Annotated in this window: 19 protein-coding genes and 7 pseudogenes; 10 read left to right on the top strand and 16 right to left on the bottom strand. The window is 69.4% G+C overall.

Features of this window, described 5'->3' with window-relative positions; all coding sequences use genetic code 11:
* Positions 1-32: 32 nt before the first annotated feature.
* Entirely contained in the window at positions 33-560 is a 528-nt protein-coding gene (locus tag LRD69_RS27875) for a DUF6461 domain-containing protein (protein ID WP_277329900.1), read from the top strand.
* Between the two features lie 423 nt (positions 561-983).
* On the top strand, positions 984-1772 hold the full coding sequence (locus LRD69_RS27870) for a hypothetical protein (RefSeq protein WP_277329287.1): 789 nt from the start codon (positions 984-986) through the stop codon (positions 1770-1772).
* A 415-nt stretch (positions 1773-2187) separates the two neighbouring features.
* On the opposite strand, the gene LRD69_RS27865 is transcribed toward LRD69_RS27870, so the two are convergent.
* Both LRD69_RS27865 and LRD69_RS27860 read right to left on the bottom strand, forming a co-directional pair.
* A complete protein-coding gene (locus LRD69_RS27865; RefSeq protein ID WP_277329899.1) occupies positions 2188-2445 on the bottom strand; it encodes an ester cyclase in 258 nt (85 codons plus the stop codon).
* A gap of 18 nt (positions 2446-2463) precedes the next feature.
* Positions 2464-2604, bottom strand: coding sequence for a hypothetical protein (locus LRD69_RS27860; protein WP_277329286.1), 141 nt, complete (start codon positions 2602-2604; stop codon positions 2464-2466).
* Between the two features lie 71 nt (positions 2605-2675).
* Here LRD69_RS27860 and LRD69_RS27855 point away from each other — a divergent pair.
* The 4 genes and pseudogenes from LRD69_RS27855 to LRD69_RS27840 form a co-directional block, all read left to right on the top strand.
* Positions 2676-2972: pseudogene (locus LRD69_RS27855) on the top strand (LysR family transcriptional regulator); the annotation flags it as partial.
* 446 nt (positions 2973-3418) lie between these two features.
* Positions 3419-3846, top strand: a pseudogene (locus LRD69_RS27850) (homoserine O-acetyltransferase); the annotation flags it as partial.
* A 16-nt stretch (positions 3847-3862) separates the two neighbouring features.
* Positions 3863-4040 (top strand): annotated as a pseudogene (locus tag LRD69_RS27845) (ABC transporter permease); the annotation flags it as partial.
* A 533-nt stretch (positions 4041-4573) separates the two neighbouring features.
* On the top strand, positions 4574-5137 hold the full coding sequence (locus tag LRD69_RS27840; RefSeq protein WP_277329285.1) for a winged helix-turn-helix domain-containing protein: 564 nt from the start codon (positions 4574-4576) through the stop codon (positions 5135-5137).
* A 39-nt stretch (positions 5138-5176) separates the two neighbouring features.
* Here the strand turns inward: LRD69_RS27840 and LRD69_RS27835 are convergent.
* Positions 5177-5417, bottom strand: a pseudogene (locus LRD69_RS27835) (glutathione S-transferase family protein); the annotation flags it as partial.
* Here LRD69_RS27835 and ssuE (LRD69_RS27830) point away from each other — a divergent pair.
* The 4 genes and pseudogenes from ssuE (LRD69_RS27830) (at position 5389) to LRD69_RS27815 (ending at position 9117) form a co-directional block, all read left to right on the top strand.
* A pseudogene (gene ssuE / locus LRD69_RS27830) lies at positions 5389-5925 on the top strand (NADPH-dependent FMN reductase). The pseudogenes LRD69_RS27835 and ssuE (LRD69_RS27830) sit on opposite strands and share 29 nt — an antisense overlap.
* A gap of 331 nt (positions 5926-6256) precedes the next feature.
* A complete protein-coding gene (locus LRD69_RS27825; RefSeq protein WP_277329284.1) occupies positions 6257-7366 on the top strand; it encodes an aliphatic sulfonate ABC transporter substrate-binding protein in 1110 nt (369 codons plus the stop codon).
* Positions 7367-7406: 40 nt separating this feature from the next.
* Positions 7407-8204: an ABC transporter ATP-binding protein gene (locus tag LRD69_RS27820; protein WP_277329283.1), complete on the top strand. Its 798-nt coding sequence runs from the start codon at positions 7407-7409 to the stop codon at positions 8202-8204.
* Entirely contained in the window at positions 8191-9117 is a 927-nt protein-coding gene (locus LRD69_RS27815) for an ABC transporter permease (protein ID WP_277329282.1), read from the top strand. Before LRD69_RS27820 ends, LRD69_RS27815 begins: the two co-directional genes overlap by 14 nt.
* A 23-nt stretch (positions 9118-9140) precedes the next feature.
* On the opposite strand, the gene LRD69_RS27810 is transcribed toward LRD69_RS27815, so the two are convergent.
* The 13 genes and pseudogenes from LRD69_RS27810 to LRD69_RS27755 all read right to left on the bottom strand — a co-directional run bounded on the left by LRD69_RS27810 (position 9141) and on the right by LRD69_RS27755 (position 20114).
* Positions 9141-9599 carry an Rrf2 family transcriptional regulator gene (locus LRD69_RS27810; RefSeq protein WP_277329281.1) on the bottom strand — a complete coding sequence of 153 codons (459 nt, stop codon included), beginning with the start codon at positions 9597-9599 and terminating at the stop codon, positions 9141-9143.
* 48 nt (positions 9600-9647) lie between these two features.
* Positions 9648-10868 (bottom strand): acyl-CoA dehydrogenase family protein, encoded by a 1221-nt coding sequence (locus tag LRD69_RS27805; RefSeq protein WP_277329280.1) that lies wholly within the window; start codon positions 10866-10868, stop codon positions 9648-9650.
* A 126-nt stretch (positions 10869-10994) separates the two neighbouring features.
* The gene (locus tag LRD69_RS27800) at positions 10995-12206 is read right to left on the bottom strand and encodes an LLM class flavin-dependent oxidoreductase (RefSeq protein WP_277329279.1); all 1212 of its coding nucleotides are present in this window, start codon (positions 12204-12206) and stop codon (positions 10995-10997) included.
* Positions 12207-12251: 45 nt separating this feature from the next.
* Positions 12252-12446, bottom strand: a pseudogene (locus LRD69_RS27795) (hypothetical protein); the annotation flags it as partial.
* The gene (gene ssuE, locus LRD69_RS27790) at positions 12397-12951 is read right to left on the bottom strand and encodes an NADPH-dependent FMN reductase (protein ID WP_277329278.1); all 555 of its coding nucleotides are present in this window, start codon (positions 12949-12951) and stop codon (positions 12397-12399) included. The pseudogene LRD69_RS27795 and the gene ssuE (LRD69_RS27790), both read right to left, overlap by 50 nt.
* 56 nt (positions 12952-13007) lie before the next feature.
* Positions 13008-13218 (bottom strand): annotated as a pseudogene (locus tag LRD69_RS27785) (monooxygenase); the annotation flags it as partial.
* Complete coding sequence (locus tag LRD69_RS27780; RefSeq protein WP_277329276.1) at positions 13215-14360, bottom strand: LLM class flavin-dependent oxidoreductase; 1146 nt, start codon at positions 14358-14360, stop codon at positions 13215-13217. The pseudogene LRD69_RS27785 and the gene LRD69_RS27780, both read right to left, overlap by 4 nt.
* Positions 14353-15444 (bottom strand): LLM class flavin-dependent oxidoreductase, encoded by a 1092-nt coding sequence (locus LRD69_RS27775; protein ID WP_277329275.1) that lies wholly within the window; start codon positions 15442-15444, stop codon positions 14353-14355. Before LRD69_RS27775 ends, LRD69_RS27780 begins: the two co-directional genes overlap by 8 nt.
* Entirely contained in the window at positions 15441-16817 is a 1377-nt protein-coding gene (locus LRD69_RS27770) for an NtaA/DmoA family FMN-dependent monooxygenase (RefSeq protein ID WP_277329274.1), read from the bottom strand. The genes LRD69_RS27775 and LRD69_RS27770 overlap by 4 nt, the downstream gene beginning before the upstream one ends.
* 21 nt (positions 16818-16838) lie before the next feature.
* On the bottom strand, positions 16839-18047 hold the full coding sequence (locus tag LRD69_RS27765) for an LLM class flavin-dependent oxidoreductase (RefSeq protein WP_277329273.1): 1209 nt from the start codon (positions 18045-18047) through the stop codon (positions 16839-16841).
* A gap of 77 nt (positions 18048-18124) precedes the next feature.
* On the bottom strand, positions 18125-18202 hold the full coding sequence (locus LRD69_RS31110) for a putative leader peptide (protein WP_346771941.1): 78 nt from the start codon (positions 18200-18202) through the stop codon (positions 18125-18127).
* Positions 18203-18270: 68 nt separating this feature from the next.
* Entirely contained in the window at positions 18271-18996 is a 726-nt protein-coding gene (locus LRD69_RS27760) for a GNAT family N-acetyltransferase (protein ID WP_277329272.1), read from the bottom strand.
* A gap of 89 nt (positions 18997-19085) precedes the next feature.
* On the bottom strand, positions 19086-20114 hold the full coding sequence (locus tag LRD69_RS27755; protein WP_277329271.1) for a transporter substrate-binding domain-containing protein: 1029 nt from the start codon (positions 20112-20114) through the stop codon (positions 19086-19088).
* Positions 20115-20124: the final 10 nt, after the last annotated feature.

Raw genomic sequence — 20124 nt, 5'->3', positions numbered from 1 at the left:
GAGAAACAGGGATGGAACCGGACGTGAAACCCATGTCATGGGACTGGGCGAAGGCATGGATGCGCGTCACCTTCACCCGGGGCCTCGGCCCCGAGGAGGTCCTCACCCGCTATGGCGCCGACCCGGCGCAGGCCCGTCAGCTCGACTGGGACGCGGCCTCGGACCTGCCCGCGGGTGATCTGGACGGCGGGATGGTTTCGCTGCTCCGCTCGGGGAGCCTGGGCGACTGGGCTCTCTGCGTCAAAGGAGAGGGCGGTATCGGCCTGGAAGACGAGGTGCTCGCGGCACTGTCCCGGGGTACCGAGACGTACTGCGTGGCGACCGCGGACGGGATGGACGTCTTCCAGTACTGGCGCGACGGCGAGTGCGTCGAACACTTCGAGCCCGGCATGGAGTACTCGCGCACCGAACGTACGACCCCTGGTGGGACCGCGTCGAAGCGGCCCTGGCCGCCCACGAGAACGACGGTGACGGGATGGCCCCTGTGGTGGCACTCGTCCTCGGTCATCTCGGTGTCTCCCTGGACGACGACGTCCTCGCCGGCCCTTGGCCCAGCCTGACGCTCGGGGAGAGCGGCAACTGATCCCATCCAGTTCGACCTGTCCGGAGCCAGAATGAGTTTCACGACCCCGCCGCGGCCGCTCGACGTGACCGCGCTCTTCCCCCAACTGGCCCCGCTGGCACGCACGGCGACCCGGCTGCATCCCCGCCCCGGGTCTCCGTCACCACACGACAGTTCCGTCGGCGGGCCGCTTCTCTGGCCAGCCGACGAGCCGTGGCCGCACTGCGAAGGGCCGCACGTGAGGAGCAGCCTGGCGAATGTAGTCCTCTCCCCGGAGGACGTACGACAGTTGCGGCGCATCCGGGCCGCAGTAGCGAGCCGGCGGAGCCCCGGCCGCCAGGCATCCCGGCCCACGCCTGAGGAACTGGCGACCGAGAAGCGGATCTATGAAAGCCGCCCGTGGCCCGAAGGTCCGGTCGCCATGCTGCCCGTGGCCCAGCTGTACGCACGTGACATTCCCGACCTGCGCCCGCCCGGGCAGCCAGAGGCCGACCTGCTCCAGATCCTGTGGTGCCCCTTCAACCACCCGATCATGCCCAGGACCGCGCTGTTCTGGCGATCTGCCGCCGCGGTGACCGACAGCCTCACCACACCTCCGGAACCGTCCGCCGTACAGTCCGCCGATCATGTACTCGAGCCATGCCTCCTCACCCCAGAGCAGATCACCGAGTTCCCCAATCCCATGGAACTGAGCAACGAGCTGCGCGATTCACTTGGGGACTGGAACAAGTGGCAGGCCGCCGACGCCGGTGCAGACAGTTCCTACGCGTCTGCCCCGGAGAGGTTCTACCGCAACAGCCTGTCCGTTGCGCCCGGTTGGAAAGTCGGCGGGTGGCCATTCTGGGGCCCCACCGACCCCACGCCCCGAGAGTGCCCCGCATGCAGCACTGAAATGGACCCGCTGCTCACCATCGCCACCTTCGAATGGGACGACGACACCCGCAGCTGGAGCCCAGACTCAGAGCAAGCGCGTGCCAGGCCCTCGACCACGAAGACCGGCCCGGAAGCCCAGGCCGTGATCGACTTCTTCCGGGCCCAAGGCATTGCTGTGCACGATCGAGGTCGCGTCGGCCGACCCCGCGCCGCGCAGCCCAACAGCGACCTGGCCCCGCGGCAACCGACCGCGGTCCAGATCGGCCGTGGCGGCCGACAGCAGCTCTACATTTGCCCGCTGTCGTCGGAGCATCACCATATTGAGCTGATGCAGTAACCAGTCGGCATCCGACGCACGCAGGCAAACGTGCGACGCCCGGCGGCCCGCATCCCGGGGACGAACGCCTGGGCGAAGAACAGGATCGGCTCCACGTTGACCGCCTACACCGTGCGCCACAGCTCGAGCGTCACATGGTCGAGGTCGGTGAAGGGGGAAGACGCCGGCGTTGTTGACTAGGATGTCGCAGCGTTCGTACCGGTCGAGGACCGTGCGGGCCACGGCGTCGACCTGCGACGGATCGCTGATGTCGCTCACCAGCCCCAACTTGTCGCCACCGCCCATCAGTTCCTTCACGCTGCCGGTCGGGTCGTCGACATCGACGGCGACCACGTTCGCGCCGTCCGCGGCGAGCCGCCGGCAGTACGCGAGGCCGATCCCGCGCGCCGCCCCGGTCACCACCGCGGTCTTCCCGTCAAGCACCACGGGTGAACTCCAGCCCGATCTGGGTGGCGATGCCGAAGTAGTCCTCCACGTGCCAGGTCCGCACGATCCGGCCCCCGGCCAGCCGGTGGAAGTCCGACGCCCGGAACTCGACCTCGCGGCCGGTGCCTTCGACACCGAGCAGCGGCCCGGCGTGTACCCCGCGGCCGACCGAACGCACGGCCACCAGGTCACCGGACTCGACGACGTGCTCGATCGTGACGGTCAGGCCGGCGAAGACGCCGCGCAGGTGATCGATACTCTCCTTTCAGCCGTCCGCGCCGGGCCCGGTGCGCATGGCCGGGACGGCCTCCCAGTCGGGGGCGAGGGCCTCGTCGACCAACGTGGTGTCTCCGGTGGCAAGGGCCTCATAGAAGCGCCGCACCGCGATCTCGTTCTCAGTAGCCATGCCCTTCACGCTAGGGACCCGCTCGCCGGGTGATCAAAGACCTGTTCCGCACCACGTCATACGGTTGAGGTATGAAGGACCTCGACCTGCGGCTGGTGCGCTACTTCGTCACTGTCGCGTCACACCTGCACTACGGACGGGCCGCGGCCGAACTGCGCATCGCGCAACCCTCGTTGAGCCGGCAGATCAACCGGCTCGAGGCCAGGTGGGCGCGCGGCTCCTGGACCGTACGCGGCAGGGCACGCGGCTCACCGCGGCGGGCGAGGCGTTCCTCCCCCACGCGCAGGGCTTGTTGCGTGCCTTCCGAGCAGGCCGCGGCCGCCGCCCGGGCCGCCGCAGAGCCCACCCGGCTCACCGTCGGCTACACCGTCGGCCTCGATGATGCCGGTTCCCTCGCGTCCGAGCCGGGCGTGCGGCAGCCGGATCGGCATCGGGGCCGTGGCGGTGACAACGCCATTACTGGCCCAGAACCCTCGATCCCGCGGCGGTTCGGCGCATAGCGGCGTTCCTCTTCGCCAGCCTGCGCAGCGGCGCGCGTGTTCCTCGCGGAGAAGTTCGATCGCGCGCCGGCCGGTTTCCCGACATGACTGCCAACGGCACCTACGCGCGCCCATCAGCATGCACCGCTACATGAGCTTCGAGCACGCGGCCGAAGCATGCGCCACGGGCTTGACCTGTCCACTTCTGAGGCGCGCCCTCCGGGGGAAGTGTCGCCAGGAACAGTCGGTCCGGTCATCCTTGACCCCGGAGGGCCGGAGGACTGAGCCCCGATCGGCGCGGCGGCGCTGTGGGCCGCCTACTCCACCGCCTACGGAGCGCTCGTCGAGCCCACGTCACCTACCGCAGCGAACCGGAGCTCCAGGTCCGCTTCGGCCGCACGCCGCAGGGCACGGAAGATCCCTGGAACGGCGCCGGTTCCAGGTCGAGTCCTACCTCGACCACCACGCCGCCAAGCTCGTGCGCCGCTTCGACGCGGGCAGCTACGTCACACTGGCAGAGGCCATGAACAGTCACGACATCGGTCGCGGCCGGGGCGGTATGCGCGCCGCCCTGAGCCGTGTGACGGCCAGGACCCTCGTTGCGGGTGTCGACTCGGACCGCCTCTATCCGCTGTGCCAGCAAGCGGAGTTGGCGGCCGGGATCTCCACAGCGGATCACGTCCGGGTGGTCGAATCCCCGTACGGTCACGACGGCTTCCTCATCGAAGTGGAACAAGTCGCCGAACTCGTGAGCGAACTCGTCGACCAGACGGCGCGGGGTGGCCGTGGCCTCGCCCTCCGTTCCTCGCTGTCGGCGCGGTGACGCTGCGCGGCGAAGCGGTGGTCCTGGGCGTGGCCATGAATCTCCTCGCGTCGGGACCGACCAGCTTCCTGCTCCAAACGGCCTTCGGCGTCCAGAGCACCTTCGACGACCCGAGCCTCGCCGGGGTACCGGTCCGGCCACGGCCCCGGGTTCCCTGTCGTCCGCGCTGGGGGTCGGCACTCACCGTGTTTTCAGGTTGATACGACCATCGTTGAAGGAGCTTTCCGCAGGCACCGATTGCCGCTGTTACGGACCACTGGCGGTGAGCGCCGCTTCAAGCCGCCTGGCCCAGTGAAATTCCCCACTATCCCTACTGATTTAGTAGAGAAGCGTTGACGCCGACGTTGCGCTCACCCAACATGGGGCCATGTCCCGCGCGCAGCAACCCCTCGTACGCCGCCGGCACGTCGACTTCCGTCGAGTGGCCAGCGCCGTCTGCCGACGCGGCTAGAAAGAGACCGAGGCTCTGCGGCACATCTGGTCGCCCGTCTCTCCTTCTCTCTTTTTGACTCGCAGGTCCGACACACGGCTGAGCCATCGCCGCACCGGGTCTTCAGCGACCTCCTATCGAACAGTCGCCCCGTCTCGTCCGGATTTCTGCCCCTCTGACCCGACGCATCGACCTGCCCCCAATACAACTCCCTCACACAGGGAAGGGACTACAGCCATGACTTCGGCACCCCCGTCTCACGCCACTCTGCTCCACGCCCCGCCGACCGCCCCTCGTCGCCTGCACCTTGTGCACGAAGACCCGCAAGAGGAGGAAGGGGTCCGCACACCGCCCGACGACGGGTCACCGCTCGTCGGCTATCTGGTGCTGCTTCCCAAGGGTGTCGACCCGGCCGCGCTCTTCGCCGACGCAGGACTGCGGCCACAGATCCACCCGGTCACCCCCGACGCCATACCGCTCCCGACGCGCACGCCGGACCAGTCGGTCCTGGCCGGTGACCCGATCCGTATCGATGCCGAGCGCCATGTCGCCGAGCTGGAGGGAGAGGAACTCGTCCTCACTTACCTGGAGTTCGCCCTGCTGGTCCGGCTCGTGGCTCATCCGCACCGAGTCCACACACGCGAACAGTTGGTCGAGCACGTGTGGGGTCACACCCATATGGGGGATGGACGCACCGTCGACGTGCACGTCGCACGTCTGCGCCGCAAGCTGGGCTCGGCACACCGGCAGCGGATCGTCACCGTGCGTCGCGTGGGGTACAAGTACGTACCCGCCCCCTGAGACGGCCGTCCGGGGCGGTTCCGCGACCATGACGACCAGTCAGTGGTACGTCATCCAGTCCACGATCTGTACCGCCGCCCCGGCCGTCTCCATGGCCCGGCAGCGGGCGGGGTGCCTGCCGGGCGATGCCGTCCAGGTCAAGGTGGGAGGCAAAGGCGGGGTGTGCCGCCAGCCCCCGTGCGCACGCCCACAGATGGGGGTGCTCGGTGATGCGGTGCACCGCGGCGGCGTCCAGGTGGCGGCGGTGCACGGTGTCCAGCTGCACGAGCGTCACCCACAACACGGCCTGTCTGCTGCGTCACCTGGACGCCCGGCTCGCAGCCCAGGGACACGACGTGATCCCCCTCGATGTCCGCACCCTTCCGGCCGAAGCCCTGCTGCACGCGGACATCGGACACCCGGAGACAGTCCACGCCATCGAGCGCTTCCGTAGCGCCGACGGCGTAGTCATCGGCATCCCGGCCTACCAGGCCGCGCACTCCGGGCAGCTGAAGTCGTTGCTCGAGCTGCTGCCGCAGTACGCACTGGAGGACAAGACCGTGCTACCGCTGGCGACCGGCGGGAGCACGGCACACGTCCTGGCGATCGACTACGGACTGCGCCCGGTGCTCACCTCCGTGGCCCCCGCGCACATCACGCCCGGCTGGTTCGTGCAGGACAAGCACATCGATGCATAGGAAGACGGCGGGGCCGTCGTGGAGGCCGCCGCACGGGAGGCACTCGAGCGGGTCACCGATCAGTTCTCCGCCGCACTCGGCGGACATGTGGGCCTGGAGACACCAGCGTGAGAAATCCGGATCGCCTGGGAAAACCGCTGACACGCTGGGCCAATCGCCACTGATCCCGAGCATTGAGATAGTCGCGTCCATCATGTGAACGGCCTCTTGGGGTGGGTGCCACCTTCTGTCACGATCCCTAGCAGCCAGGTAGGAAAACTAGGGATCAGGGGGCGGCCGTGGGAGCGCTCAGCTGCGCAGACCGGGTGCTGCCCGTGCTGACCTCGCGTCGTCACATCGACTTCGGCCGTACGTCCAGCGCTATCTGTCGGCCGGTCTGAGACCTCAGCACGCCGTCCCACACCCTCTTTGATCACCCCTCCCTCCCTGAGAGGACACCTCCGTGTCTGCCGCAAGACCGCTCACCACCCTGCGCACCCTCGCCGTCATAGCCGCGCTCCCCCTCCTGCTCACCGCCTGCGGCTACGGCTCCAATTCCACCGATGACGGCAAGCAGACCCCGGCGGCCGCGGCGGGCGCCAAGAAGCTCTCTGCCGACGAAGTGAAGATCGGCTACTTCCCCAACCTCACGCACGCCACCGCTCTGGTGGGTGTCCAGGAGGGCCTGTTCCAGAAGGAGCTCGGCGGCACCACTATCAAGGCCTCGACCTTCAACGCCGGCCCCTCCGAGATCGAAGCGCTGAACGCCGGGTCCATCGACATCGGCTGGATCGGCCCCTCCCCCTCCATCAATGGCTACACCAAGTCGAACGGCAAGAACCTGCGCATCATCGGCGGTTCCGCCTCCGGCGGCGTGAAGCTCGTCGTCAACCCGAAGAAGATCAAGTCCCTGAAGGACGTCAAGGGCAAGAAGATCGCCACCCCGCAGCTCGGCAACACCCAGGACGTCGGGTTCCTCAACTGGATCGCGGACCAGGGCTGGAAGGTCGACGCCGACAGCGGCAAGGGCGACGTATCCGTCGTCCGCACCGACAACAAGATCACCCCGGACGCCTACAAGTCCGGCTCCATCGACGGCGCCTGGGTGCCGGAGCCGACCGCGTCCAAGCTGGTCGCCGAGGGCGCCAAGGTGCTGCTCGATGAGTCGACGCTGTGGCCCGACAAGAAGTTCGTGATCACGAACATCATCGTGTCGCAGAAGTTCCTCAAAGAGCACCCGGACGTCGTCGAGGCCGTGCTGCGCGGTTCGGTGAAGACCAACGCGTGGATCAACGCCAACCCGGACGAGGCGAAGGCCTCCGCCAACAAGGCGCTGGAAAAGCTGTCGGGCAAGGCGCTTCCCTCCGATGTCATCGACCCCGCCTGGCAGTCCATCCAGTTCACCGACGACCCACTGGCCTCCACTCTCAACACCGAGGCGGAGCACGCGGTCAAGGCCGGTCTGCTGGAGAAGCCCGACCTGAAGGGCATCTACGACCTCACGCTCCTCAACAAGGTCCTCAAGGCCGACGGCAAGAGCGAGGTCGACGACGCCGGTCTCGGCGCCGAGTGACCAGGAACCGGACCCGATGAGTCCCCAGGAGGTGACGACCATGGCCACCACAGTTGCCAAGGCTGCCGAGGACGCCACGGCGGTGACGTACGCCGCCCGTATCGAGCACGTCTCGAAGTCCTTCCCCGCACCGGGCACACCCGGCGGACGGCAGCTCGTGCTGGACGACATCACGCTCGACGTCGCACCGGGCGAGTTCGTCACCCTCCTGGGAGCCTCCGGCTGCGGCAAGTCCACACTGCTCAACCTGGTCGCGGCACTGGACCAGCCGTCCACGGGCACGATCGCCACGGACGGCCGGCCCGCCCTGATGTTCCAGGAACACGCCCTCTTCCCATGGCTGACCGCGGGCAAGAACATCGAACTCGCCCTGAAGCTGCGCGGAGTCGCCAAGCAGGAGCGCCGCGCCGAGGCGGAACGGCTGCTGGAACTCGTACGACTGCAGGACGCCTACCGCAAGCGGGTGCATGAGCTGTCGGGCGGTATGCGCCAGCGGGTCGCGCTGGCCCGGACGCTGGCCCAGGACAGCCGACTGCTACTGATGGACGAGCCGTTCGCCGCACTGGACGCCATCACCCGTGACGTACTGCACGACGAGCTAACCCGCATCTGGAGTGAGACGGGACTGTCGGTGCTGTTCGTGACGCACAACGTGCGCGAGGCGGTGCGGCTGGCCCAGCGGGTGGTGCTGCTGTCCTCCCGCCCGGGCCGCATCGCCCGGGAGTGGACCGTCAGCATTCCGCAGCCACGCCGCATCGAGGACAGCGCGGTCGCCGAGTTGTCCATCGACATCACCGAAGAACTGCGTGGGGAGATCCGCCGCCATGGCCAGCACTGACACCGGCGTCGACGCCGAGAAGGATGGCTCCACGGTGGCCGAGCAGACCCGGGACGCTTACGGTCTGGCGGGACTGGAAGCCGGCCTCGACGCCCTGGACTCGGTGCAGTCCGGCCGTACGCCGCTGCGCGAGACCCTGTTGCGCAAGGTCCTGCCCCCCGTCACCGCCGTGGCGCTGGTGCTGGTGGTCTGGCAGCTGCTGGTGTGGGCGAACGTCGCCCCCGACTACAAGCTGCCCGCGCCCTCCGATGTGTGGGGCGAGGTGCGCGATGCCTGGGTCCAGGGCACCCTGCTCGCCTACATCTGGACCAGCGTCTCCCGCGGTCTGCTCGGCTTCCTGCTGGCGCTCGCCATCGGTACGCCGCTCGGCCTGCTCGTCGCCCGGGTGGCCTTCGTCCGGGCGGCCATCGGCCCCATCCTGTCCGGCCTGCAGTCGCTGCCGTCCGTGGCCTGGGTGCCGCCCGCCGTGATCTGGCTGGGCCTGAACGACAAGATGATGTACGCCGTGATCCTGCTCGGCGCGGTCCCTTCCATCGCCAACGGCCTCGTCGCGGGCATCGACCAGATTCCGCCGCTGTTCCTGCGGGCCGGCCGGACGATGGGCGCGACCGGCCTGCGCGGGGCCTGGCACATCGTGATGCCGGGGGCGCTACCCGGTTATCTTGCGGGTCTCAAGCAGGGTTGGGCGTTCTCCTGGCGTTCGCTGATGGCCGCCGAGATCATCGCTTCCTCGCCCGATCTGGGCGTCGGCCTGGGCCAGTTGCTGGAGAACGGGCGAAACAACTCCAGCATGCCGCAGGTGTTCCTGGCCATCTTCCTGATCCTGCTCGTCGGCATCGCCATCGATCTGCTGACCTTCAGCCCGCTGGAGCGGTGGGTGCTGCGCAGCCGCGGCCTGCTGGTCACGCGCTGAAGGAGGCGTCCACGAGGGCACGGTCAGGGATTCGTCCAGGCCTCGGGGTCCTCCGCGAGGCTCAGGACCTCGTCGGGCAGCTTGGCCGCGGCCACGTGGGCCAGGGTGACCTCGCCGAGAATCTTGCGAACATTGGCGCGTACGGCGATCCAAAGCGGCAGCAGGGACTCCGCAGGACCACCATAGGAGAGCTCAGGTGGGCGCACCCCCCGCACCGACACCAGGGGGCCGTCCGCCACACGGATGACGTCCGCGATGGCGATCGAGTCCGCCGGTCGGGCGAGCCGGTAGCCGCCCTTGCCGCCCCGCTGACTGACCACGAGACCGCCCCGGCGCAGGTCGCCGAGGATGCCCTCCAGGAATTTGTGCGGGATGCCCTGCGCCGCGGCGATCGCCTCGGCCTTGAGCGAGGCCTCGTCCCCTGCCGCGGCCAGCTCCAATGCCGCCCGCACCGCATAGTCCGCCCGCGCCGAAATCCGCATGCCGCGATTATCCATCACTGCCGTGTCCGCCCGTCACCGGCTGCGCCGTCAGGCAGGAAGGGTGAAGGGCGGGTGCGCACCGTTGAGGAAGTAGTCCCCGATCTCGCGCAGTCTGTGGGCGGCTGGTTCGCGCAGGGTGTGGGTCCGGGCGTTGCGCCAGAAGCGGTCGAAGCCGTGCCGCGTGGAAGCGGCGTCGACGCCGACGACGTCCAGGGCACGGGTGGTGATCTCCTGCGCGGCACGGGAGGCCGCGGCTTCGGCCACGCTCGCGAGGACGGCGATCTCCGCGCACTCGTCGTCGTCGAGATCCTCGCCCTGCGCGAGGCCGCGCAACAGGGCATCCACCGCCTGGTCGGCGAGGGCGGACGCGGCACGTGCGACGACGGCGAGCTCGCCGTACGTGGTCAGCGCGTGCGGATCCTGCGGGGGGCTGCCCGGCCAGGGCTGGGGGGAGAAGGGCTGCCAGGGCGACCGCACGGCCCTTCCGTGCTCGTGGACCTCAGCCAGCAGTCCCTCGGCGATGCCGAGACAGAACTGGGCGGAGACCAGGCGCGCGGTCGGCACGGCAAGAGAGGCGAAGGGTGACAGGACGCCCTCGTCCGGCGAGAGCGACCCGAACACGTCGTCCGCCGTGACCGGCACGGAGTCGAACTCCACGGCGCCACCGGCTGCCAGCCGCTGGCCGATGGTGTCCCCGCTGCTGCCGCTCACGACACCGGGGTGGGCGGGGTCGACGAGGACGGCCAGCGGCTCACCGGTGCCGTACCTGGCGGCTCGGACCACCAGCCGGTCGGCGATCCCGACGCCGGTGGCGTACGTCTGGTAGCCGTTCAGCAGATAGCCGTTCGCCTTGGGGGTCAGGATGAGTGGCGGTTCGTGTGAGGCGATACCGCCTCCCCAGCACCACTGCCCCTCCGTCGACTCCCGCTCGACGCGGGCGGCACGTGCAGGCCCGGCGAAGAAGCGGGCGCTGAAGGACAGGAAGTAGTGGTGGCCCAGCAGGTGGCCGATGGCCCCGTCCGCCGTGGCGACGTTCCGGACGACCGCGTAGACCGTGCGCCAGTCCGCACCTCCTCCTTGCTCGGCCGGTGCCAACAATGTCAGCAGCCCCGACTCGCGCAGCCGTGCGACCTCGTCGAGCGGTGCTTTGCCGGCCTGTTCGCGCTCGACCGCGTCCGTGGCCAGGTCGTCCGCCATCTCACGGGCTATGTGCAACCAGTCGACCTGCCCGGCTCCCGCGTCAGTCACCTCGTCCGCCGTCACAGTCATATCTGGACCCGCTGCATGCGACTGCGGCTGTCGCTGCACCTCAGTGCTGTGGTCATGGCGTCTTCTTTCACGGCGAGGCAACGTGGGAGTGCAGCGGTGCGCGGTGACGCGTCGGCTTCATCATCCTCACTCGCCTCGCCGACCACCGCCAACACTCTTCCCTAGTAATTCGATAGGAAAACTAGGAATTCGGGTGCGCTCCGGCTGATTCACGCTCCCGGATGGCGAGTGCTGTCCGTACGGGTGCTGCCACAGGCCCTGCGCCTGAAGTTTCGGCAGGACTCCCTCGCCGAACCAGTACGCCTCCTCCAGGTGCGGGTAGCCGGAGAGCACGAACTCGTCGATGCCGAGAGCGTGGTACTCCTTGATCCGCTCGGCGACCTCATCGTGGCTGCCGACCAGGGCGGTGCCCGCGCCGCCGCGCACCAGGCCGATGCCCGCCCACAGGTTGGGGTGGATCTCCAGGCGGTCACGGCTGCCGCCGTCGTGCAGGGCGAGCATCCGCTGCTGGCCCTCGGACTCGCTGCGGGCCAGGCCCCCCTGGATGGTCTTGACCGCCTTCGGGTCGAAGCCGTCCAGGAGCCGGTTCGCCTCGGCCCAGGCCTGCTCGGAGGTGTCGCGGGTGATGACATGCAGGCGGATACCGAAGCGGACGCTACGGCCCTCCTTGTCGGCCAACGCTCGGATCCAGGCGATCTTCTCCGCGACGGCGGCGGGCGGCTCGCCCCAGGTGAGATAGACGTCGACATGCTTGGCGGCGACTTCTCCCGCGATCGGCGAGGAGCCCCCGAAGTACACCTCGGGGAGCGGGTCGGGCACCCGCGCGAGCTTCGCGTCCTCGACATGGAGGTGCTCGCCGCGCAGGTCGACGGTCCTGCCCTCCCACAACCCTCGTACGATCTCGAGGAATTCGCCGGTACGGCGGTAACGCGCGTCCTTGTCGAGGAAGTCTCCGTAGGCGCGCTGCTCGTGGCTTTCGCCGCCGGTGACGACGTTGAGCAGAAGCCGTCCGCCGGTCTGCCGCTGGAAGGTGGAGGCCATCTGCGCGGCGAGCGTCGGTGAGACGAAGCCGGGTCGGAAGGCAACCAGGAACTTCAGCCGCTCGGTGTTCTGGCTGACCATCGCGGTGGTCAGCCACGCGTCCTCGCACCAGGCGCCCGTCGGCGTGAGTGCGCCGACGAAGCCCAGGTCCTCGGCGGCACGGGCGATCTGGCTGAGGTAGGCGACCGTCGGCGGCCGGTCGCGCCCGGACTCGGTGGCGGGGGTGCCGTGGCCGCCGCCGACGACGTGGCGGCTGTCTCCGTTGGTCGGCAGGAACCAGTGGAAGGTGAGGGACACTCGGGGCTCCGATCAGGGGTGCGATCAGGGGACGTTCGTCGGCGCCGAGGCGGAGAGCCGGTCCAGCTCCTCGCGGGGAAGCAGGCGTTCGGCGTCGCGGGCCGGGGCGCCCGCCCGGAACTCGTCGGCCAGGGCGGACGCGACAGTGACGGCCTCGGCGTCGTCGGTGATGACGTGTGCGGTCCTGGCCTCAGCTCGCCGCGGCCAGGAGCGGGGTACGGCCCAGCGCCAGCGAGAAATGGTCGACGACCTGGGTAAGGGCCTCGGCGGCGGCCGGTGCGACAGTGATAGAGCCGTCGTCGTGGGCGGTGATGTCCTTGTCGAGGGTGAACCAGCCCTGCACGATGTGCGCGGCACCCATGGAGTTGAGGACCGGACGCAGGGCGTAGTCGATGGCGAGGACATGCGCGATGGAGCCGCCGGTGGCGAGAGGGAGGACCGTCTTTCCGGTGAGTGCGTACTGCGGGAGCAGGTCGAGGAGGGCCTTGAGGACTCCGGAGTACGACGCCTTGTAGACGGGTGTTCCTACGACGACGCCGTCGGCGCTCGCGAACAGCTCGGTGGCCTCGACGATCGCCGGATGCCGGAAGTCCGCGCCGAGCAGGGCCTCGGCGGGGATGGTGCGAACGTCGAGCGGGACGACGTCGTGCCCCTGAGCGGTCAGTCGCTGGTCCAGGTGGCGCAGCAGGCGGTTGGTGCGGGAGGAGGCGGAAGGGCTGCCGGAGACGGACAGGACAGTGGCCATGGGTCCTCTTTCGGGGAGAAGGGGGCGCCTCCGCCGGGGAGGCGCTCTCGGGGCGGTCAGGAGTACCAGGCGGGTTCGGGCAGTTCGCCCTCGATGACCCGGCGCCCGACCTCTCGCCGCTTGTAGGCGACAGGGTCGTGGAGGGTGTGGGTCCGGACGTTGCGCCAGAAGCGGCAGACCCTCGGATGCCGCGGTGGCACGGGCGCCGGTCACCGCGAAGATCTGGTTGCCGATCGCCAGGGCGACGTCAGCGGCGCGGGCCTTCACTCCTGGAAGGAGTGCCCCCGTCGGCGCCATTCCTCCGCGAGCAGTTCGTACGAGCGGACCCGGTCCGTGTGGTCGTGAGTGATCGTCGTGATGAGCAACTCGTCCGCACCCGTGGCCTCCTGGAGTTGTTCCAGCTGGTCGGCGACCCGGCCCGGCGAGCCGACGAACTGGGTGTCGAGGCGGTCCTGGACGAGGGCCCGGTCCTCGTCGGTCCATGCGTGAGCGCGCGCTTCCTCCGGTGTCGGGAACTCGATGGCGCCCTCGGCGGTACGGATGCTGCGCACCCACGGGCCGTAGCCGGTGGCGAGTTCACGGGCCGTTGCGTCGTCCTCTGCGACGACGACGTCCGCCGAGACGCTGACGTACGGCTTGTCCAGGAATTCGGAGGGCTGGAAGTAGGACCGGTAGCCCTCCACCGCCTCCAGGACCGTGGCCGGGCTGACGTGGTAGTTCGCCGCGAACCGCAGACCGTTGCCGCCCGCGACAGCGGCACTCTGACCACCGCTGCTGCCCAGGATCCACACCTCCACGTCGGCACCCTCCCCCGGCACGACGTGTGCCTCGACGCCCTCCGGGGAGCGGTAGGTGCCGGCCAGCAGGGCGAGGACGTCGTCGATCTGCTCGGCGTAGTCCTGTGACTCGGCGCCCGGCAGCAGGAGCAGCCTGCGCTGCAGCGCGATGCGGGGTGAACCGACCAGATACTCGAAGGAGAAGCGGGGCGGGATCAACAGGCCGTTCGGGGTACGACCGTCGACGACCGGAGTCGCCGTCGGCAACGGTGCGGCCGGCTGTCCCGGCGGGCGGCCGCCCGAGCGGCCCAGGCCCAGATCGAAGCGGCCCGGGTGCAGCGCATCGAGCAGGCCGAACTCCTCCACCGTGGACAGCGCCGTGCGGTGCCCGAGCTGCACGGCGCCGGAACCGAGCCGGATGGTGGAGGTGGCGGATGCGGTCAGAGCCAGGACGACGGCGGGTGACGTGCCGGCCACACCGGGATTGAGGTGGTGCTCGGCGAACCAGTAGCGGGCATACCCGAAGCGCTCGGCCTGCTGAGCGAGGTCGATGGAGTTGCACAGGGCATCGGCTGCCGTCGAGCCGGACGGGATCGGGACCAGGTCGAGGACGCCGAGGGAGATGTCAGACACGGGCGGACTCCTGAGTGATCAGTGCTGCCGGAAGCACGGGGCCCCAGGCGAACGGCGGATCCGGGATCTCCCGACGCAGCACGGGGGCGACCTGGGACTGGAACAACTCGAGCGAGGCACGGTGCTGGGACTCCGTCAGCCCGCTCGCGTCGGCATGCAGGTGCACCACAGTGTGGCCGAACTGTTCGTGGTAGCGGTGCACCTTGTCGATGACCTGTTGCGGGCTGCCGATCAGGGCGGAGCTGCGTTCGACGAAGTCCTCCAGGGTCTCGAATACGACCGGCAGGCCGGCCTTCTTGAAGAACGCCAGGTTGGACTCGAAGATCGGCCGGTACGCGGCCAGCGCCTCCTGGGAGGTGGGGGCCACGCAGATGCCGGCCGTCCCGGCGCCGACCGCGATCTGCGACGGGTCGTGGCCGTAGAACTCCCAGCGCTCACGGTAGTGGCGGATCAACTCGGCATACGGCTCTATGGGGTTGGTGACGTTCGCGGAGAACAGCGGGTCGCCGTAGCGAGCGGCGAGGTCGACCGACTCCTTGCTGGTGGCGCTGCCGTGCCAGACCCGGACCGGCTGCTGGTACGGCCGTGGCCACACCTCGGCGTCGGTCAGCGGTGGGCGGAAGCGGGTGTCGGCGGTGACCTTGTCCTGGCGCCAGATCTTCCGGAAGACCTCGTAGCTCTCGGCGTTGCGGTCCCACTGGTCCTCTGGCGTGACGTGGAACAGGTCGCGTTGGGCGGCGCCGTTGCCCTTGCCGATGATCAGGTCGAGTCGGCCGCCCGAGAGATGGTCGAGGGTGGCGTAGTCCTCGTACGCGCGGACCGGGTCCAGCAGGCTGAGCGTCGTCACGGCCGTGAACAGGCGGATCCGCTTGGTCAGGGCGGCCACATGGCTGAGTACGACGGTCGGGGACGAGGAGATGAACGGCCGCTCGTGGCGCTCCCCCACGCCGAAGCCGTCGAAGCCCAGCTCCTCGGCAAACAGGGCGTTGTCGAGGACCTCGCGGAACCGGTCGTGGGTGGACTTCTGCACCCCGGTGACCGGGTCCGGGCGGTGCACGATCAGAGTGATGGAGAGGAACTTCACGACGCCGCCCGCTCGTCGGACGCCTCGTCCGGGTGAGCGAGGCCGAGGTGGTGGCGGAGGGTGGGGCCCTCGTACTCGGTGCGGAAGACGCCCTGTTCCTGCAGCAGCGGGACGACCTTGTCGGCGAAGTCGTCGAGGCCGGTCGGGGTGATGTGCGGGGCGAGGATGAAGCCGTCGCTCGCGTCGGCCTGGACGTAGTCGTTGATGGTCCTGGCGATGGTGGCCGGGGAGCCGACGAAGGTCTGGCGGTTGCCGGTGTGGATGACCAGGTCGCGGATGGACCAGTTGTTCGTGGCGGCCAGTTCACGCCATTCGCGGGCGGTGGCCAGTGGGTCCCGGTACATGCGGACCTGGGCGCGTCCCTTGGAGATGTGGTCGTCGCTGACGTCCGGGTCGATGTCGGGGAGCGGGCCTTCGGGGTCGTACGACGACAGGTCCCGGTTCCAGACGAACTCCAGGTGCTTGAGGGCGGTGGCCCCGCTGACCTGCTGCCGTCGGACGGTCCGTGCCAGTTCCTCGGCCTCGGCGTCGGTGTCCGCGAGCGCGAAGGAGGCGGCGGGCAGGATCAGCAACTGGTCGTGGCGGCGGCCGTACTTGGCGAGGCGGTTCTTGACGTCGGTGTAGAAGGCCTGGCCCTCCTTGAGGGTGGCATACCGGCTGAAGATCGCGTCGGCGCCGGAGGCGGCGAACTCACGGCCTTCCTCGGAGTCGCCTGCCTGGAAGACGACGGGGCGGCCCTGCGGGGAGCGGGGGACGTTGAACTGGCCGTGGATGTCGAAGTGTTGACCGGTGTGAACGAAGGAGCCGGCCTTGGCGTCGTCCAGGAAGACGCCGGTCGTTTGGTCGGCGAGGATCTCGTCGCCGTGCCAGGAGTCGAAGAGTTCCTGGGTGGTGGCGAGGAACTCCTTGGCGCGTGAGTAGCGCTCGTCCTGCGGAAGGAAGCCGCCGCGGCGGAAGTTCTCGCCGGTGAAGGCGTCCCAGGAGGTGACGACGTTCCAGGCGGAGCGGCCGCCGGACAGGTGGTCGAGGCTGGCGAACTGGCGGGCCACCTCGTAGGGCTCGTTGAAGGTGGAGTTGATGGTGCCGGTCAGGCCGAGGTGCTCGGTGACGGCGGCGAGTGCGGCGAGGATCGTGAGGGTGTCGGGGCGGCCGACGACGTCCAAGTCGTAGATATGGCCGCCCTGTTCGCGCAGGCGCAGGCCCTCGGCGAGGAAGAGGAAGTCGAACTTGGCGCGCTCGGCGGTCCGCGCGAAGTGCGCGAAGGAGCTGAACTCGATGTGGCTGCCGGCCTTCGGGTCACTCCAGACGGTGGTGTTGTTGACGCCCGGGAAGTGCGCGGCCAGATGGATCTGCTTCAGCGGCTTGCTGGTCATGTCGGTGTGGGTCCTTCCGGCTCAGACGGCGGCGTAGCGGTTGGTGGGGCGCGTCAGGCCCAGCAGGCCGCGCAGGGTGTCGGCCTCGTAGGCGCGACGGAAGGTGTCGCGGCGCTGGAGTTCGGGGACCAGGGACCGGGATATGGCGGGGACGTCGTGTCCGGCGACCGCGGGACGCAGCCGGAATCCAGTCAGTCCCGCCTCCGCCAACTCCTCTAGCAGATCGGCGAGTTGGGACGGCGTACCGGTGAATATGCGTGCGTCGCTCGAGTACGGCTCTCCCGCGAGGCCGTCCAGGCGTGCGCGGCGGTCCTCGGCTGCGGCCTGGTCGTCGTCGAGGAAGACCACCAGGTCGCCGAAGACATGCAGGAGTTCATCCGCGCGCCCGGCGGCCTCCTGTTCCGCGCGGATCTCGGCGACGATGGCGCGGGCCTGGCCGGCATCGTGCGGGGTGACGTAACCGACGTCGGCCTGGCGGGCCACCAGGCGGTACGGGACGGTCTGGTGGGCGAGGGCGGTGACCAGCGGCTGGCCCTGCGGCGGGCGCGGGGTGATGGAGGGGCCCTTGACGCTGAAGTGCCCGCCCTCGAAGTCGATGTAGTGCAGCTTGTCGCGGTCGACGAAGCGGCCGGTGGTGACGTCCCGGATCTCCGCGTCGTCCTCCCAGCTGTCCCAGAGCCGGCGCACGACCTCGACATGGTCGGCGGCCTCGTCGAAGAGGGCGGTGAGCTTCTCCTGTCCGGCCGGGCTCTGGAGTTCCTCCAGGCTCAGCGGCGGGAAGGTGCGACGGCCGAAGTGGTCGGCCTCGTGCGGGCGGGCGCTGATCTGCACCCGCAGGCCTGCGCGGCCGGTGCTCACGTAGTCGAGGGTGGCGATCGCCTTGGAGATGTGGAACGGCTCCGTGTGGGTGGCGATCACGGTCGGCACCAGGCCGATGTGGCGGGTGAGGGGGGCGATGCGGGACGCGATCAGGACGGCGTCCAGGCGGCCGCGGACCTGGTCGGTGCGGCCGTCCGGCTCGCCGTACTGCGAGGACTGCAGGCCGAGGCCGTCCTCGAGGGTGACGAAGTCGAGCAGGCCTCGTTCGGCCTCGGCGACCAGGTCGGCCCAGTATCCGGCGGTGAACAGGTCCCGGGGGCGGGCCACTTGCTCGCGCCAGGAGGCCGGGTGCCAGCCGGTGCCGTCGAGGGCGACGGCGAGGTGAAGGTGGGAAGAGGGGGTTGAGGACACGAGGGTGCCTTCCTGGAGGTCCGTACGAGATCACCGGCCCGCGGGAATCGGGGCGCACGGCGGCTGGGGAAACGGGGTCAGGAGCAACAGAGGGCGCTGGCCACGCGCTGGAGGTCGATGTGGGGCCGGGAGTGGAGGCGGACGGCACGGAGCACACGTGTCACGTGTCGCACCTCCGTCCTAACGGGCCGAGCAACCGCCTTCGACAAGGACAACGGCACGGCTATGCCGTTTCTTCCAGCGCGGCGGCCCCGGTGTGCCGGACGAGCGAGAAGACGGTACGGCGGCGCAGGGTGAACCCGATCGACTCGTACAGCCGGATCGCGTTCGCGTTCGTGGCCGCGGCGTGCAGGAAGGGGCGTTCGCCGCGCTCCTTGATGCCGGCGGCGACCGCACGGACCAAACGGGTGGCCAAGCCCCGGCCACGGTGGTCGGGGTAGGTGCACACGGCACTGATCTCCGTCCAGCCGGGCGGGTGCAGCCGCTCGCCGGCCAGGGCGATCAGCCGGCCTCGGTGGCGGATGCCGAGGTAGGTGCCCATCTCCACGGTGCGAGGCAGATAGGGGCCCGGCTCGGTGCGGGCGACCAGGTCAAGGATCTCCGGCACGTCGTCGGGACCGAGCAGTACGGCTTCGGGATCGGGCTCGGCGCGCAGGGAGGTGTCCACGAGTTGGACGCCGTGTCCGGTGCGCACGACCTCCCAGCCCTCCGCCGCCTCGGTCACGCCCCGCACCGCGGCGGTGCCGCCGGGGCCGACGAGTGCGGCGAGGTCGGCCCAGGCGCGCGGGTCGTCCTCGTCGGAGAGGGCGTGGAAGGGGGCCACGTCCTGCTGGTAGCGGACGGCGTGGCCGATTCGTTCGGCGAAGTGGGCGTGCGGGCCGGTGAGCGCGGCCCAGGCGGGGTTGTCCAGGATGTGTGAGGAGCTGGTGTCGAGGGCGATGACGGACATGGTGTGGTGGTCTCCGGTGTGCGGCTCGGGGTGTCCGGCGCGCGGGGACGCCACCGCGAGGCGGCGATGGAGTCCCCGGCGCGCGGTGGTCAGGAGTTGTCGAGCGGCAGTCCGGGCGGGTTGACCTCGGACTTGGCGACGGCCTCGTTGGAGAGGTTGTAGGCCTTGAGCCACTCGGCGTACTGGCCGTTCTTGATCAGGTAGTTGATGGCGTCCGCGAGCGGCTTGGCGAGGCCGCTGTCCTTCTTCGCGGTCGCCGCGATCAGGCCCTGCAGGCTCGCGCCGGCGCCGGAGTAGGTGCCGGCGGTGCGGGTGGCGTTGGGCGTGTTCGCGACCTGGCGGTTGTGGTACGCGAAGCCGGGGTTGGGGCCGAAGGAGGCGTCGACCTTTCCGCTGTTCAGCGCCAGGTAGGTGCTGGTGCTGTCCTGGAAGTACTTGACGTTGAGCTTCTTGCCCTCCTTGGCGAGCTTGGCCTTCCACTCCAGGAGGATCTTCTCCTGGTTGGTGCCGGAAGCGACGGCGATCGTCTTGCCGGCGAGGTTCTCGTAGTCGTCGTCGAAGTTCCAGGTGCTCTTCTTCGGCACGATGAACGCGAGGTTGTCCTGCCGGTAGGACGCGAACTCGTACTTCTTCTTGCGTTCCTCGGTGTCGGTGACGTTGGAGAACGCCACGTCGACCCTGCCGCTGTCGATGCCGACGAAGAGGTTCTCCCATGTCGAGTTCTTCACCTCGGGCTTGAGGCCGAAGACGGCGGCGACCAGGCGGCCGAAGTCGGGCTCGGCGCCGGTGAGGGTCTTCTGGTCGTTGCCCACGTAGGCCAGCGGCGGGAAGCCGGCCGGCAGGGCGCCGATGCCGATCTCCAGCCCGCCGCTCTTCTTGACGGCGGCGGGCAGTTCGGCGCTGATGGACTTGACCTCGGAGACCTTGATGGTGGTCTGCTTGGCGGCGCCGTTGGAGACCTTTCCGATGACGACCTCGCCGGACTTGGCGGCGCTGTCGGTGGAGGTGGCCGCGTCGCTGTTGCCACCGCAGGCGGCGAGCCCGGTGGCCAGGGAGGCGACGGCGGTCGCCGCGGTGATGCCGCGTATCAGGCTGCGTCGGGTGAACTGGGTGGGCATGGCCGTTCCT

Origin of the sequence: Streptomyces sp. JH14 (assembly GCF_029428675.1) — a bacterium.
GTDB lineage: Bacteria > Actinomycetota > Actinomycetes > Streptomycetales > Streptomycetaceae > Streptomyces.
Note: the sequence above shows the minus strand (reverse complement) of the source record. Positions and strands in the feature narration are given on the sequence as shown.